Raw genomic sequence first — 14682 nt, forward strand, 5'->3', positions numbered from 1 at the left:
CTTGCTCCCGCTGGGTGGCGAAGCCCCCGAGAATTTACGACTGCTGCGCAGCCGATCGGGAGCAAGCTCCCTCGCCACAGCATTAAGTGCTGCACGCTGACCTGTGTGCTTGAACAATAAAACAAGAGGCAAACCAATGTCCGACTTCCTCTGGCAACCCGATGCCGAACGTATCGCCCAGTCGCGCATGGATCAGTTCCGCCGCGATATCAATCAGCGTCATGGCCTGGCGCTGAGCAGCTACACCGATCTGCACCGCTGGAGCGTGGATCAGCGCGAAGCGTTCTGGCAGGCGATCGTCGACTTCTTCGATATCCGCTTTCACACCCAACCCGACGCCGTCCTGCGTGAAGGCGCGCAGATGCCCAGTGCCGAATGGTTTCCCGGCGCGACCCTGAACTTTGCCGAGCACCTGTTGCGCCGTCGTGACGATGCGGTCGCGGTGATCGCCGTGGCCGAAAACGGTCAGCGAGAGCAATTGACCTGGGCCGAACTGGCCGAACACGTCGCCGGTTTTCAGGCCAGCCTGCAAGCCGCCGGTGTCGGCCTCGGCGACCGCGTGGCCGCGTGCATGCCCAACACCTGGCAGACCCTGGTGGCGATGCTCACGACCACCAGCCTCGGGGCGATCTGGTCGTGCTCGTCGCCGGACTTCGGCACCCATGGCGTGATCGACCGCTTCGGCCAGATCGAACCCAAGGTGTTGATCACCTGCGCCGGCTACCGTTACGCCGGCAAAGACATTGATCAAACCACCAAGGTCAACGAAATCCTCGCGCAACTGCCATCGCTGCAGCAGTTGATCATCGTGCCCTACGCTCGCGCGCAGGCCCGTGCCGAGGATTTCCACACCCGTGCCAACGTGACGTTGTGGGACGACTTCTACCAACCCGGCGGCGAACCGCAGTTTGTCCCGGTGCCGTTCAATCATCCGTTGTACGTGCTGTATTCCAGCGGTACAACCGGCGTACCGAAATGCATCGTGCATAGCACCGGCGGCGTGCTGTTGCAGCATGCCAAGGAGCATGGGCTGCACGTCGATCTCGGCCCCGGTGACCGCTTGTTCTACTACACCACTTGCGGCTGGATGATGTGGAACTGGCTGGTCTCGGCCCTCGCGGTCGGCAGCGCGGTGGTGTTGTATGACGGCTCGCCGTTTCACCCCGGCCATGAGCGACTGCTGGATCTGATCGACGACGAGCGCATCAGCGTGTTCGGCACCAGTCCCAAGTTTCTCGCGACACTGGAAAGCAGCGGCATCAAGCCTGCACACAGCCATGATCTGAGCAGTCTCAAAACGCTGCTCTGCACCGGCTCCGCGCTGTCGCCGCAAAGCTACGATTTCGTCTACCGCGACTTCAAGCGCAACGTGTGCCTGGCATCGATGTCCGGCGGCACCGATGTGGTCTCGTGCTTCGTCAACGGCAACCCGCTGTCGCCCGTGCGCCGCGGCGAAATCATGGGCAAGAGCCTGGGGATGGCGGTTGAAGTGTGGAACGACGCCGGCGTTGCAGTGGTCGGCGAAAAAGGTGAACTGGTCTGCACCCGGCACTTCCCGGCCATGCCCGTCGGTCTGTGGCACGACCCTGACGGCGAAAAGCTGCGCAAATCCTATTTCAGCCTGTTCCCCGGCGTCTGGGCCCAGGGCGATTACGCCGAACAATTGCCCCACGGCGGGATGCTGATCCATGGCCGCTCCGACGCCGTGCTCAACCCCGGCGGCGTGCGCATCGGCACGGCGGAAATCTATCGCCAGGTCGAGAAAGTCCCGCAGGTGCTGGACAGCGTGGCAATCGGGCAGCAATGGCAGGACGATGTGCGCGTGGTGCTGTTTGTGCGTTTGCAGGCGGGCGTGACGCTCGATGACAACCTGCAACAACAGATCCGCCAGGTGATCCGCGCCAACACCACGCCGCGCCACGTGCCGGCGAAGATCGTCGCGGTGACCGATATTCCGCGCACCATCAGCGGCAAGGTGGTCGAACTTGCCGTGCGCAATGTGGTGCATGGCGAACCGGTGAAGAACACTGATGCGCTGGCCAATCCTGAAGCGCTGGAGCAGTTTCGCAATCGCACGGAGCTGTCGGACTAAACGCTCCCACAGGGGTGAGGTGTTAATCCATCAAGCCCCAATCGCCTGATGATGAAGGCGCGGGCGCCGGGCCCGCTTCGGCATGCAGTTTCAAACGCAGGCGCAGATTGTTTTGTGAATCGGCATGCTTGAGCCCTTCGTCCTCATTGATCACGCCCTCCACCACCAACGCATACAGCGCCGCGTCGAAGGTCTGCATGCCGACCTCGCCGGACTTCTCCATGATGCCTTTGAGTTCGCCCAATTCGTTGCGGCGGATCAGGTCGGCAATGGTCGGCGTGCCGAGCATCACTTCGACCGCTGCACGGCGCTGACCGTCCAATGTGCGCACCAGCCGTTGCGAGACGAACGCCTTGAGATTGTTGCCCAGCGCGTGCAGCAACTGCGGGCGGCGCTCTTCGGGGAACAGATTGACGATGCGGTCCAGCGCCTGATTGGCGTTGTGCGCATGCAGCGTCGACAGCACCAGATGCCCGGTATCGGCGAACGTCAGCGCATGTTCCATGGTTTCGCGGTCACGGATTTCACCGATCAGCACCACGTCCGGGGCCTGGCGCAGGGTGTTTTTCAGCGCCGCATGGAAACTGCGGGTATCGACGCCGACTTCGCGTTGATTGATGATCGAGCGCTTGTGTCGATGGATATACTCCACCGGGTCTTCAATGGTGATGATGTGCCCGCTGCTATGGCGATTGCGATGGTCGATCAGTGCGGCCAGCGAGGTCGACTTGCCGGAGTCGGTGGCGCCAATGAACAGGATCAGCCCTTGTTTGAGCATCACTGCATCCAGCAGCACCGGCGGCAGTTTGAGGTCTTCGAAGCGCGGGATATCGAGTTTGACGTTGCGGATCACGATTGACACATCGTTGCGTTGCTTGAAGATGTTCAGGCGAAAACGTCCGACACCGGTGCGGGAAATTGCCAGGTTCATTTCCAGTTCCCGATCGAACTCACGCCGCTGCTCGGCGTCCATCAGGGAGTTGGCGATGGCCTCGACCTCACCGGGTTTGAATGGCCGCTCGCTGAACGGCGTCAGCACGCCATCGATACGCGCACTGGGTGGCGCTCCCGTGGACAGAAACAGATCCGAGCCGTGCTGGCTCGACAGACGGAGCAACAGTGCATCGATTTCCATGGCAATAAGCACCCGCGAAGCATTCAATGAACAGAAATGACCCGATGTCGTGACGTAACGGGTCATACAGCGTCTACCGCAAGTGCAAGAATAGTAGATGCCAACGCACTGACCGACGCTCAGGATAGATGTGATGAACGCAGCACCCACCCCCGATGACGCCCAAGCCCTGATCGCCCGTATCGACTGGAGCCGCACTCCGCTGGGCGCCGCCGGCACCTGGCCGCAAAGCCTGCGCACCGCGGTGGATATAGTGATTCACTCGCCGATGCCGATGCTGCTGTTGTGGGGGCCGCAGCTCACACAGATCTACAACAATGGCTTTGCGATGCTCGCCGGCAGCAAGCATCCGCACGCTTTCGGACAGCCGGCGCACCTGATATGGCCAGAACTTCAGGACTTTACCGACCCGATTTATCGAGCCGTCCTACAAGGCCAGGTGCGCACCTACAGCGAACGGCGATTTACCCTGCAACGCGAAGGCAAGGAGTCCGACTTCTGGCTGGACCTGACTTACAGCCCCATCCGCGATGAAGATGCGCAAGTGGCCGGAATTCTGGTCACGGCCATCGAAACCAACGAGCGCCGGCGCATTGCCCTTGAACTGCAACGTCGTTCCGAAGAAAGCCTCAAGGCCCAGCGCGACACCGAGGAGCGCCTGCAACTGGCGCTGGCCGCTACCGATGCAGTCGGCACCTGGGACTGGGACATCGGTGAAGACCGCTTCATCGCCGATGCCCACTTCGCCCAACTGCACGGCATCGATCCGGCGCTGGCCAGTCAGCTGCCGATCAGCGATTACCTGCAAGGGGTGCACCCCGAAGACCGCGCGTTGATCGCCCGCAGCATCAAGCATTGCATCACCCACGGTACCGAATACGCCGAGGAATACAGGCTGCTCAAAGCCGATGGCGAACTGCGCTGGGTGTTTGCCCGTGGTCGCTGTTACAAGGATCACCACGGGCGCCCCGTGCGCTTCCTCGGCGCCGCGCTGGACCTGACCGAGCGCAAGCACACCGAGCAGGCGCTGCGTCAGAGCCAGACCGAATTGCAGCTGATCATCAACGCGATGCCGATCCTCATCAGTTACGTCGACCACGAAGAGCGCTTCCGCTTGAACAACGCCGCGTATCTGGACTGGTACGGCCTCACGCCTCAGGAATTGTATGGCCGCACCATTCGTGAAGTGATCGGCGAAGAAGCCTACTTCCTGCGCGCGCCGTACATCGCCGAGGCGCTGGCCGGGCGTCCCTGCTCGTTCAGCCTGTACACCCCGCACCGCGACGGCAGCAGCCGTCACGCGCTGATGAATTACCTGCCGCGCCACGGCGCCGATGGCTCAGTCAACGGTTTCTATATTTTCGTGATCGACGAAAGTGAACGGAAAAAGACCGAAGAAGCGTTGCGCAATCTCAATGAAACCCTTGAGGAACGGGTCAGCGCCCGTACCGAACAACTGGCCCAGGCCAATCAGCGCCTGCAGAACGAGATGTTCGAACGCGAGCGCGCCGAAGATGCGTTGCGCCATGCGCAGAAAATGGAAGCGGTCGGCCAGCTCACCGGCGGTATCGCCCACGACTTCAACAACATGCTCACCGGGATCATCGGCAGCCTCGACCTGATGCAACGCTACATTGCCGACGGTCGCGCCGATGAAATCGGGCGCTTCACCGAAGCGGCGGTGTCGTCGGCCAACCGTGCAGCGGCGCTGACTCATCGGCTGCTGGCGTTCTCCCGTCGGCAGTCGCTGGATCGCAAGACCCTCAACGTCAACGAACTGATTCATTCGCTGGAAGATTTGATCCGCCGCACCAAGGGCGACCCGATCGAACTCACGCTGCGCCTGGCCGACGATGTGTGGCCGATCAGCACCGACGTCAGCCAACTGGAAAACGCCCTGCTCAACCTGGTGATCAACGCCCGCGACGCCATGCCCGACGGTGGCGAGTTACTGATCGAAACCGCCAACGTCTATCTCGACGGCAACGACATCACCACCCTCGAACCGGTCAAGGCCGGCGACTACCTGATGCTGGCGGTCAGTGACAACGGCACCGGCATGACGCCATCAGTGCGCGCCAAGGCCTTCGATCCGTTCTTCACCACCAAACCGATTGGTCAGGGCACAGGTCTCGGGCTGTCGATGATTTATGGTTTCGCCCAGCAATCGGGCGGCCATGTCAGCCTCGACAGCCTGCCGAACCAGGGCACCTGTGTGCGCCTGTACTTGCCGCGCCTGAACCTGCTGGAGCCCGAACGGCCAGTCGTGGAAACCCTCAGTGCAGCGCCGACGGCCACTTGCGGCGAAACCGTGGTCGTGGTCGAAGACGACCCGGCGGTGCGCATGCTGGTGCTCGACCTGCTCAAGGAGCTGGGTTACCTCGCCCACGAAGCTGCCGATGCCAGCGCCGCCCTGCCGCTGCTGGAATCGGAGTTGCGTGTGGATCTGCTGGTGACCGACGTCGGCCTGCCGGGGATGAATGGCCGGCAACTGGCGGAAATCGCCCGCCAGCATCGCCCGGGACTGAAGGTGCTGTTCATGACCGGTTATGCGCAGAAAGCTGCGGAGCGTCAGGGTTTTCTTGAGGACGGCATGGACATGGTGGCCAAGCCGTTTTCGATTGAAGTGCTGGCGAACAAGATCCGCGAGATGATCAACCAAACGCCGTCACTTGAGGCATAATCCCGCGCCCCGCCGTCACCCCGTTACAGGTATCGCACGATGAAAGCCCAAGCCCGCCACATTCTGGTGAAAACCGCCGAAGAGGCCGAACAGCTCAAACAACGCATTGCCAAGGGCGAAGCGTTTGATGTGCTGGCAAAGAAATACTCGACCTGCCCGTCCGGCAAGCGCGGCGGCGATCTGGGTGAAGTGCGGCCGGGGCAGATGGTCGGCGCGATTGATGCGGTGATCTTCAAGAAACCGTTGCGCACGGTGCACGGACCGATCAAGAGCAAGTTTGGCTATCACCTGGTGCAGGTGTTTTTCCGCGATTGACCTGATTGACCTGATTGCCCTGTTTCCCTGTAGGAGCTGCCGAAGGCTGCGATCTTTTGATCTTAAAAAAGCAAAATCAAAAGATCGCAGCCTTCGGCAGCTCCTACAGGGATAGTTGTCAGTCCTTAGAGATTAACGCTCCCGGGAACTGGATGACCCGACTCGCCAGTAAATGCCCAGCCTGCGCCGCTTCCACCGGACTGCCACCCGACAACCGCCTGGCCAGATACGCCGCACTGAACGAATCCCCCGCCGCCGTCGTGTCCACCACCTTCTCGACCTTCTGCGCCGGTATTTCAAACGCCTCGCCATCACAACGAATCAGACATGCCTCGGCGCCGCGCTTGAGCACCACTTCCGGCGTGCCGATCTGCGCATACGCCTCGAACACCGCATCGCAGTCGGAAAAATGGAACAGTGCCTGCTCGTCATCGACGGTCAGCAATGCCAGATCGACATGCGGCAACACACTGCGATAGGCCGCCCGCGCCTCTTCCTGTGACGCCCACAAACGTGGCCGATAGTTGTTGTCGAAGACGATCCGCGCATCGCGCTGCCGGGCTTCGATAAGAGTCTGGATCAAACGCTCACGGCCCTTGGCGCCGAGTACCGCGAGGGTGATGCCGCTGAAATACAGCACGTCGTAATCCGGCAGCGCTGCAAGAATCGGCTCCGCCGCCGGAGTGGTAAAGCAATCGCGCACCGCCGCCTCATTGCGCCAGTAGAGGAAACGTCGCTCGCCGTTGGCGTCGGTCTGAATGCAGTACAGACCCGGCAAACGACCGGGCAGACGCTGCACCATGTCGAGGCCAATGCCTTCATCGGCCCAGCTCTGGCACATGGCATCGCTGAAGCTGTCATCGCCCAGCGCAGTGACGTAATCGACCTGAGCGTTGTCGCCGAGGGCGCGGGACAGATACACCGCCGTGTTCAAGGTATCGCCGCCGAAGCTTTGCTGCAGGCTGCCGTCGGCGCGGTGCTGGAGTTCAATCATGCATTCGCCGATCAGGGCGATGCGCGGGGTGTTCGGGCCCAGGGGGCTGAGGGTGGTCATCGGGTGGCGTCTCTGCTGATTCGGTGGTGTTTGATCCGGCCTCATCGCTGGCAAGCCAGCTCCCACACAATCTTCACAGCTCATGAGATCCCTGTGGGAGCTGGCTTGCCAGCGAATCGCCGCAACGCGGTCTCAAGCCTTAGAAACAAGTCTCCATGTTCTCGACCACCGCCAACTGCTCATCCACCAACAACCCCACCCGCCACTTGTCGAAGGTCAGGCACGGGTGCGAGGTGCCGAAGGAAATGATATCGCCCACCCGCAATTCAACCCCCGGCGCCACGTTCATGAACGCATGCTGGTCCATCACCGCCGTCACCTTGCACGCGCCGACATCGTCGCCCACCGCTGGCAATACACCGGCCTTGTAACGCAGCAATGGCACCGGCAGGCCGGCATCGAACGCCACGTCGCGCTTGCCGAGAGCGATCACCGCAAAACCCGGCTCCGGCAGCGATTGCACGTGGGCCCAAACCTCTAGCGCCGGGCGCAATCCTTCGTGCAGATCGCTACGACGATCCAGCACGCAGCACTGCGCTTCCTTGTAGATGCCATGATCGTGGGCGACATAACTGCCCGGGCGCAGCACGCTGAGGAAGCGCCCGCTGGCGTTCTGCGCTTCGAACGACTCGGCGATCAGGTCGTACCACGCCGAACCCGAGGCAGTGATGATCGGCTTGGCAATGGCAAACGCGCCGCTGTCCTGCAACTGCACCGCCAGGCGCACCAGTGACGCGGCAAATTCACGAATACCGCTGACCGCGTGATCGCCGTGAATCACCCCTTCGTAACCTTCGATGCCGGTCAGGGCCAGCGCCGGTTGCGCGTTGATCGCTTGGGCCAGTGCGATGACTTCCTGCTCGCTGCGGCAACCGCAACGGCCACCGACCACGCCGTACTCGATCATCACGTTCAACTTCACGCCGCGCGAAGCGAAGTAGGCGCCCAGATCGGCGACGTTGTCCGGGTGATCGACCATGCAGTAGAAATCGAAATCGGTATCGGCCAGCAGATCGGCAATCAGCGCCATGTTCGGCGTGCCGACCAGTTGGTTGGCCATCAACACCCGCCGCACGCCGTGGGCATACGCGGCGCGGGTCTGGGTGGCGCTGGCGAGGGTGATACCCCACGCGCCGGCGTCGAGCTGACGCTGGAACAGCGCCGGGGTCATGCTGGTTTTACCGTGGGGCGCGAGTTCGGCGCCGCTGTCGCTGACGAACGTCTGCATCCAGCGAATGTTGTGCTCCAGCGCCTCGCGGTGCAGCACCAGCGCCGGCAGGCTGACGTCACGCACAAGGTGCGCGCCAATGGCAGCGGCGCCTTTTTCCACAGCGGTATTGATGGCAGTCGTCATGCTTGAACTCCTCACTGTCGCGGCCGCAGGCAGCCGCGGTTATTCGTTGATACGCCGGGCGAGGCTGTTGGCGCTCTCGATCAGCACCCGGCGATAGTCGTCGTAATTGTTTTTCGCATCGGCCCGTGGGGCGACGATGCACAGGGTGCAGATGGCCACACCATTGGGGTCTTTGACCGGCGCGGCGAAGCAATGGGTGAAGGTGTCGGCCACGCTGTCGAAGGAGAAGAAACCGTCGATCCCGGCCTGCCGAATTTCCGCCAGAAAGCGCTCCAGCGGCAGGCGTTCGCCGTCGGGCAGGATGTAGTCGTCCTCGTCGATCAGGTCGATGATCTGCTGGTCGCTCAAATGCGCCAGCAGCAAGCGCCCGGACGCAGTCCACGGGATCGGCGCGTTTTCGCCGATGTCGGACGAAATGCGGAAATGCCGCTCACCCTCCTTCATCAGCGCCACCGTGTATTTGCGCCCGTTGAGCAGGCACATCTGCGCGGTTTCCCGGGTCTGGCTGACGATCTCCTGCAAGGCGTGATCGGCCTCGCGACTGAGGTCGAAATGGCGCAGGTGCGCCTGCCCGAGGAAGTACAACTGGCGACCGAGATAGACGTGACCGTCCTTGCCCACCGGCTCCAGAATCCGTCGCTCCAGCAGCGACGCCACCAGTTCGTAGACCGTGGATTTCGGGCTGCCGATACCGTTGGCGATGTCATTCGGACGCAGCGGCTGGCCGATCTCCTTGAGGAAATCGAGGATATCGAACGCCCGGTCCAGACCACGGGCCCGGCGTTTGATGGTGTCTTCGGTCATGTCAGTACTCACTCAAAATGCCTCTGTAGGAGCTGCCGCAGGCTGCGATCTTTTGATCTTGCCTTCGTGGTGCATCCAAAATTGCCAAAAGATCGCAGCCTTCGGCAGCTCCTACAAGAGCCGACGACAATCAGGCCTTTTTCTTGTAGGCGATGCAGTCGATCTCGACCTTGCAATCGACCATCATGCTCGCCTGCACACAGGCCCGCGCCGGGGCGTGTTCAGGTTTGAAGTACTCGCCGAAAACCTTGTTGAAACTGCTGAAATCCCGGGGATCGTCCAGCCACACCCCGGCCCGCACCACATCCTCCAGGCCATAACCGGCCTCTTCGAGAATCGCGATCAGGTTCTTCATGGTCTGGTGGGTCTGCTCGACGATGCCGCCAACGATGATCTCGCCATCCACTGCCGGCACCTGGCCGGACACGTGCAGCCAGCCGTCCGCTTCAACGGCGCGCGCGAAGGGACGTGGCTGACCGCCAGCGGCCGTGCTGCCGGTGCCGTATCGAGTAATGCTCATGGGTACTTCTCCTGATTACATAGCAAAATTAGAACCGCGTGCTCTTGAGAAACTCAGCCAGACGCGGTGATTGCGGGCGTTCGAACAGCTCCTTGGGAGGCCCCTGCTCCTCGATCCGCCCCTGATTCATGAAAACGATCTTGTCCGAGACCTCGAAGGCGAAACGCATTTCGTGGGTCACCAGCAGCATGGTCATGCCGTCTTCGGCCAGGCCCTTGATCACGTTCAGCACTTCACCGACCAGCTCCGGGTCAAGGGCCGAGGTGACTTCGTCGAACAGCATCAGGCTCGGGTTCATCGCAATCGCCCGGGCAATCGCCACGCGCTGTTGCTGACCGCCGGACAACTGCCCGGGAAAGTGATTGCGCCGCTCCAGCAGGCCGACCCGCTCCAGCCATTTCTCGGCCAGCGCGACGGCTTGGTCCTTGTGCATCTTCTTAACCTTGAGCAGACCGAGGGTAACGTTCTGCAAGGCTGTCAGATGCGGGAACAGGTTGAATTGCTGGAAGGCCATGCCGGTCATCGCACGATGGCGGGCGATGACTTTTTCCGCGTGACGCACACGTTTACCGCCGACCTCGTCATAGCCAATGGATTCGCCGTCGAGCAGGATCTGCCCACCCTGGAACTCTTCGAGCATGTTCACGCAGCGCAGCAAGGTGGTCTTGCCCGAACCGCTGGAGCCGATCAGCGTCACGACGTTGCCGCGCTGCATGCTCAAGTCGACGCCTTTGAGCACTTCGACCGCACCGTACTGCTTGTGCAGGCCACGGATGTCCAGCAGCGGCTGGCCATTTGAAACGTTGGAAACTTGAGCTTGAGTCATGGCAGGGCCACCCGCTTTTCAATGTGCCGGCCGAGTAATTCGATGCCGTAGTTGATGACGAAGAACAGAAAACCGGCGAACAGGTAGAACTCCAGAGTCATGAAGGTCCGGGCGATGATCTGTTGGGTGCTGAGCAGCAGTTCGGCGACGCCGATCACCGAGAGCAAGGTCGAGGCCTTGACGATTTCGGTGGATGAGTTGACCCAGGTCGGCAGGATCTGCCGCAACGCCTGGGGCAACAGCACGTAACCGAGGGATTGATAAAACGTAAGGCCGATCGCCTTGCTCGCTTCCATCTGCCCACGTGGCAACGCCTGCAAGGCACCGCGCACAATCTCGGCAACGTGCGAGCCGCAGAACAGCGTCAGGCCCAGCGCACCGGCCTGAAACGCGCTGATCTGCCAGCCCAGCGCCGGCGCCATGTAGAAGCAGGCCAGCACCAATACAAACACCGGCGTGCCGCGAATAATGTCGACATAAAAGCGGAACGGCGCGCGCATCCAGAACTTGCCGTAAGTCAGCACCAGACCGGCGACAACCCCGAGCAGCGTGCCGAACAGAATCGCCAATGCCGACACCTGCACACTGGTCAGGAAGCCTTGCAGCAACGTCTCGCGTGCCACCCACAATTCATGCAACCAACTGGGAGATTCGTACATCGCAGCCTCCTATCGGCGGATCGCCAGACGCTGCTCGAGGTAACGCAGCAGCATGGCAATGAGGTAACAGGCCGCGACATACAACGCCGTGGTCACCAGCCAGGTTTCGATCACCCGGTAGCTCTCGACGTTGATCTTGCGCGCGTAATAGGTCAGCTCCGGCACCGCAATCGCGGCGGCCAGCGAGGTGTCCTTGAACAGCGAGATAAAGTTGTTCGACAGCGCCGGCAACACATTGCGCAGCATCACCGGCACGGTGACGTAGGCCTTGACTTGCCATTCACCGAGTCCGATCGCCAGCCCCGCTTCGCGCTGGCCTTTGGGGATGCTCAGCAAGCCGCCACGGAACACTTCGGTCAGATAGGCACCGGCATACAGCGACAGCGTGATGATGAACGAGGGAATCTTGTCCAGACGGATCCCCAGGCTCGGCAAGGCAAAGTAGATCAACAGAATCAACACCAGAATCGGCGTGTTACGCACCACCGTGACGTACACCGAGGCCAGCACCCGCAAGGCGCGATGCTTCGAGAGCAAGGCAAACGCCATCAGCAGGCCGATCACGCAGCCGATGGCGATCGACACCAGCGCCAGTTCAAGGCCCAGACCGAGCCCCGCCAGCAAGGTGTCGAAATCGCGCCACACGGCAGCAAAGTTCAACTGATAGTTCATGGTCAGCAGTACCTTGAGCGGGGCGATTTGTATCGCCCCACTCTCACGGGATCATTTGAATTCGACAGGGAAACCGATCGCCGGCGACGGCAGGTCGACACCGAACCATTGCTTGAAGGATGCCGCGTAAGTCGGGAACTCAACGCCGGTCATGGCTTCATGCAGAGTGGTGTTGACGAAGTTCAGCCAATCCTGATCGCCGCGTTTGACTGCGCAGGCGTAGGTCTGCGGGCTCCACGCGTAGGTCGGGCTGCGGTAGCGGCCAGGGTTCTGCACCATCAGGTACTTGACCGACGACTGATCGGTAGCAGCGGCATCGGCGCGACCGGAATTCACCGCCTGATACATCAGATCGACACTGTCGTACTGATCGACCTTGGCCTTGGGCAGCGCCTGATGCACCAATTCTTCGGCATAGACGTTTTGCAGCACGGCCACAGTAACGCTGTCACCGGCCGCCTGCAGGTCCTCGATTTCCTTGTACTTGCTGTTGGCCGGCAGCAGCAGGCCGACACCTTCGCGGTAGTACGGCAGGGTGAACGCCACTTGTTGCGCACGGCTGGCGGTGACGGTGATGAACTGGCAGCTCATGTCGACCTTGTCGGTCAGCAGATTGGGAATTCGCGCGTCGGACGACTGCACGACGAACTCTACTTTGCTTGGGTCATTGAACAACCCCTTGGCCACCATCCTGGCGATGTCGATATCAAAGCCCTGCAACTTGCCGTCCGCACCCTGAAAGTGCCACGGCGCATTGGTGCTGCCGGTGCCGACAATCAGCTTGCCCCGGGCCAGAACACTGTCGAGTTTGCTGTCGGCTGCCTGGGCCATGCCCATGGCAGCGGACGAAGCCGCAAGAACAAAAACACACGCTTTGAACAACGAAGGACGGCGATGCATGGCAAGCACTCCAGGATGATGTTTATTCCGTTATACCGGAACACGGTTTGTTACTACGGAATAGACAGCAGAAAGTGTGCCACAGGAATCACAGGGAAACTGTAGAGGGGTTAAATGTTTTTGGAATCAACGGGATGCAGGAAATGCGAAAAATGGAGTCAGGTGCGGGTACTGATGGGCTGCGCTACCTTAGGCTACAAATAACGAGTAGCAGGTTCCCAGATGGAGCACGAAGGGCTACTTCGGTGCAATGTGGTTAACGATTGAAGGGGCCAGCTCTCCATATCTATCTGCAAGCGGCTTTGTCGTAGACCTCTCCCCGCTCTCTTCTCCCTACCGCAATCACGGTAACAACCAAAACCTCGTTCTTTACGCGATAGACCAGCCTGTATCCAGCACTGCGAAGCTTGATTTTGTAGGCGTTTCCCAACCCTCGGAGTCGATCGGCAGGAACGTGAGGATTGACCAGACGTGTAGAGAGCTTTTTCTTGAACTGATCCTGAAGTGCTGAATCAAGCTTTCTCCATTCCCTCCAGGCTTTCTCGGAAAACTCCAGCTCATAGGTCATCTATAGAGACCTTGATGGTGGGATCGTTTTCTCGCTCCTTGCACAGTGCGATCAGTTCCAGATCCTCAAGGCGATTCATCATCGCCTCATACTCCTTTGCGGGAACACAATAAAACGCTGGCTCATTTCGATTGAGGATTGCAACAGATTGGCCGCCACCGGCGGCCACGGTACCCATGGGGTTTCTTTTCAATTCAGAAATACTCGCAACGATATTAGAAAGAACTATGTGAGTCATGATGGTGCTCCCTGGAGTGCTGTTGATGGTGCTTAAAATAGCACTCCAAGACGGCTTCGACGCCTATCGCTTATTACCGCCTTCTCTTTTATTGAGTGAAAAAAGGTATCACGTCCCGACATTCCATATTTCCGGGCTTCGTGTCGGGCCGGTCCTTCATAAAAGTGGGAAAAATCTCGCGAATCCACAGGCCACCTGTAATTTCTGACAGTAGTCCTGTTCTTCACCCTTCTTTAACGTCATCGAACCTTCGAGGTCGTTGAAAAGGAGTTCTCAATGAGCGCTGCCAATACCATTTCCAATCTGGCCCCGGTTTACCGCAAAGCCCTGAAAACCTGGCGCCCGGTGATCCTGTATTTCGCCAATGAGCACTGCCCCGCCTGCGAGTTCGCCGGGCCGATTTTTCGTCAGATTGCCGAGCCGTACCGTCATCGCGCCAATATCTACATGCTTAACACCCGTGAGTCGCCGCGCCATCCGTTGGTCACCGGCACGCCGACGGTGCTGTTCTACAAAAACGGCAAGTTGCTGAAGAAGCTCAAGGGCATCGGCACAGAGGAAACACTGGCGGCGAACTTTGCCCGGCATATTGGCATGACCAGGGCACCGGTGGTGCAGCAGAAACCACGACATGACCTGCCGTGGTTGCGCCGCACATTGAGCAGGCTCTGCACAATCACGCGTGCGCATCGGCGGGTGATTTGAGGCAGTGCATTTCCCGTAATCGTTACGGCGTCTGACACATCGCTTTCGCGGGCAAGCCCGCTCCCACAGGGGTCAACGTTGTTCACACATTTCGTGTACGACGCGTGCACTGTGGGAGCGGGCTTGCCCGCGAAGGGGCCGGCACCGTCAGCGCAAG

General features: G+C 60.3%; 15 protein-coding genes. 4 read left to right on the plus strand and 11 right to left on the minus strand.

The genetic code is table 11. The annotated features are described in order from the left end of the window. The first annotated feature begins 136 nt into the window (after positions 1 to 136). Positions 137 to 2092 (plus strand): acetoacetate--CoA ligase, encoded by a 1956-nt coding sequence (locus KVQ82_RS16955; RefSeq protein WP_222014685.1) that lies wholly within the window; start codon positions 137 to 139, stop codon positions 2090 to 2092. A 22-nt stretch (positions 2093 to 2114) separates the two neighbouring features. Here the strand turns inward: KVQ82_RS16955 and KVQ82_RS16960 are convergent, their stop codons facing one another. Further along, the gene (locus KVQ82_RS16960; protein ID WP_222019416.1) at positions 2115 to 3227 is read right to left on the minus strand and encodes a PilT/PilU family type 4a pilus ATPase; all 1113 of its coding nucleotides are present in this window, start codon (positions 3225 to 3227) and stop codon (positions 2115 to 2117) included. Between the two features lie 133 nt (positions 3228 to 3360). On the opposite strand from KVQ82_RS16960, the gene KVQ82_RS16965 reads away from it, so the two are divergent. Together KVQ82_RS16965 and KVQ82_RS16970 are read left to right on the plus strand one after the other, a co-directional pair. After that, complete coding sequence (locus tag KVQ82_RS16965) at positions 3361 to 5910, plus strand: PAS domain-containing sensor histidine kinase (RefSeq protein WP_086791455.1); 2550 nt, start codon at positions 3361 to 3363, stop codon at positions 5908 to 5910. A gap of 39 nt (positions 5911 to 5949) precedes the next feature. Then, positions 5950 to 6225 (plus strand): peptidylprolyl isomerase, encoded by a 276-nt coding sequence (locus tag KVQ82_RS16970; RefSeq protein WP_003225447.1) that lies wholly within the window; start codon positions 5950 to 5952, stop codon positions 6223 to 6225. A 118-nt stretch (positions 6226 to 6343) separates the two neighbouring features. Here the strand turns inward: KVQ82_RS16970 and KVQ82_RS16975 are convergent, their stop codons facing one another. The 10 genes from KVQ82_RS16975 to KVQ82_RS17020 form a co-directional block, all read right to left on the minus strand. Then, positions 6344 to 7279: a sugar kinase gene (locus KVQ82_RS16975; RefSeq protein ID WP_222014687.1), complete on the minus strand. Its 936-nt coding sequence runs from the start codon at positions 7277 to 7279 to the stop codon at positions 6344 to 6346. 139 nt (positions 7280 to 7418) lie between these two features. Further along, entirely contained in the window at positions 7419 to 8633 is a 1215-nt protein-coding gene (locus tag KVQ82_RS16980) for an amino acid deaminase (protein ID WP_222014689.1), read from the minus strand. 39 nt (positions 8634 to 8672) lie between these two features. Continuing rightward, positions 8673 to 9437 carry an IclR family transcriptional regulator gene (locus tag KVQ82_RS16985; RefSeq protein WP_222014691.1) on the minus strand — a complete coding sequence of 255 codons (765 nt, stop codon included), beginning with the start codon at positions 9435 to 9437 and terminating at the stop codon, positions 8673 to 8675. Between the two features lie 130 nt (positions 9438 to 9567). Then, positions 9568 to 9957: a RidA family protein gene (locus KVQ82_RS16990; RefSeq protein WP_007912330.1), complete on the minus strand. Its 390-nt coding sequence runs from the start codon at positions 9955 to 9957 to the stop codon at positions 9568 to 9570. 28 nt (positions 9958 to 9985) lie between these two features. Continuing rightward, positions 9986 to 10783 (minus strand): amino acid ABC transporter ATP-binding protein, encoded by a 798-nt coding sequence (locus KVQ82_RS16995; protein WP_041064592.1) that lies wholly within the window; start codon positions 10781 to 10783, stop codon positions 9986 to 9988. Further along, positions 10780 to 11442, minus strand: coding sequence for an amino acid ABC transporter permease (locus tag KVQ82_RS17000; RefSeq protein WP_222014693.1), 663 nt, complete (start codon positions 11440 to 11442; stop codon positions 10780 to 10782). Before KVQ82_RS17000 ends, KVQ82_RS16995 begins: the two co-directional genes overlap by 4 nt. A 9-nt stretch (positions 11443 to 11451) precedes the next feature. Then, a complete protein-coding gene (locus KVQ82_RS17005; protein WP_003225455.1) occupies positions 11452 to 12114 on the minus strand; it encodes an amino acid ABC transporter permease in 663 nt (220 codons plus the stop codon). Between the two features lie 51 nt (positions 12115 to 12165). Continuing rightward, positions 12166 to 13014, minus strand: a complete 849-nt coding sequence (locus tag KVQ82_RS17010) for a transporter substrate-binding domain-containing protein (RefSeq protein WP_222014696.1) — start codon at positions 13012 to 13014, stop codon at positions 12166 to 12168. 286 nt (positions 13015 to 13300) lie between these two features. Continuing rightward, a complete protein-coding gene (locus tag KVQ82_RS17015) occupies positions 13301 to 13582 on the minus strand; it encodes a type II toxin-antitoxin system RelE/ParE family toxin (protein ID WP_098964185.1) in 282 nt (93 codons plus the stop codon). Then, a complete protein-coding gene (locus tag KVQ82_RS17020; protein WP_150368399.1) occupies positions 13572 to 13820 on the minus strand; it encodes a type II toxin-antitoxin system Phd/YefM family antitoxin in 249 nt (82 codons plus the stop codon). Before KVQ82_RS17020 ends, KVQ82_RS17015 begins: the two co-directional genes overlap by 11 nt. A 276-nt stretch (positions 13821 to 14096) precedes the next feature. On the opposite strand from KVQ82_RS17020, the gene KVQ82_RS17025 reads away from it, so the two are divergent. Then, positions 14097 to 14525, plus strand: a complete 429-nt coding sequence (locus tag KVQ82_RS17025; RefSeq protein ID WP_222014697.1) for a co-chaperone YbbN — start codon at positions 14097 to 14099, stop codon at positions 14523 to 14525. Positions 14526 to 14682 lie beyond the last annotated feature (157 nt).

This window comes from Pseudomonas sp. AO-1, assembly GCF_019775695.1.
Lineage (GTDB): Bacteria > Pseudomonadota > Gammaproteobacteria > Pseudomonadales > Pseudomonadaceae > Aquipseudomonas > Aquipseudomonas parakoreensis.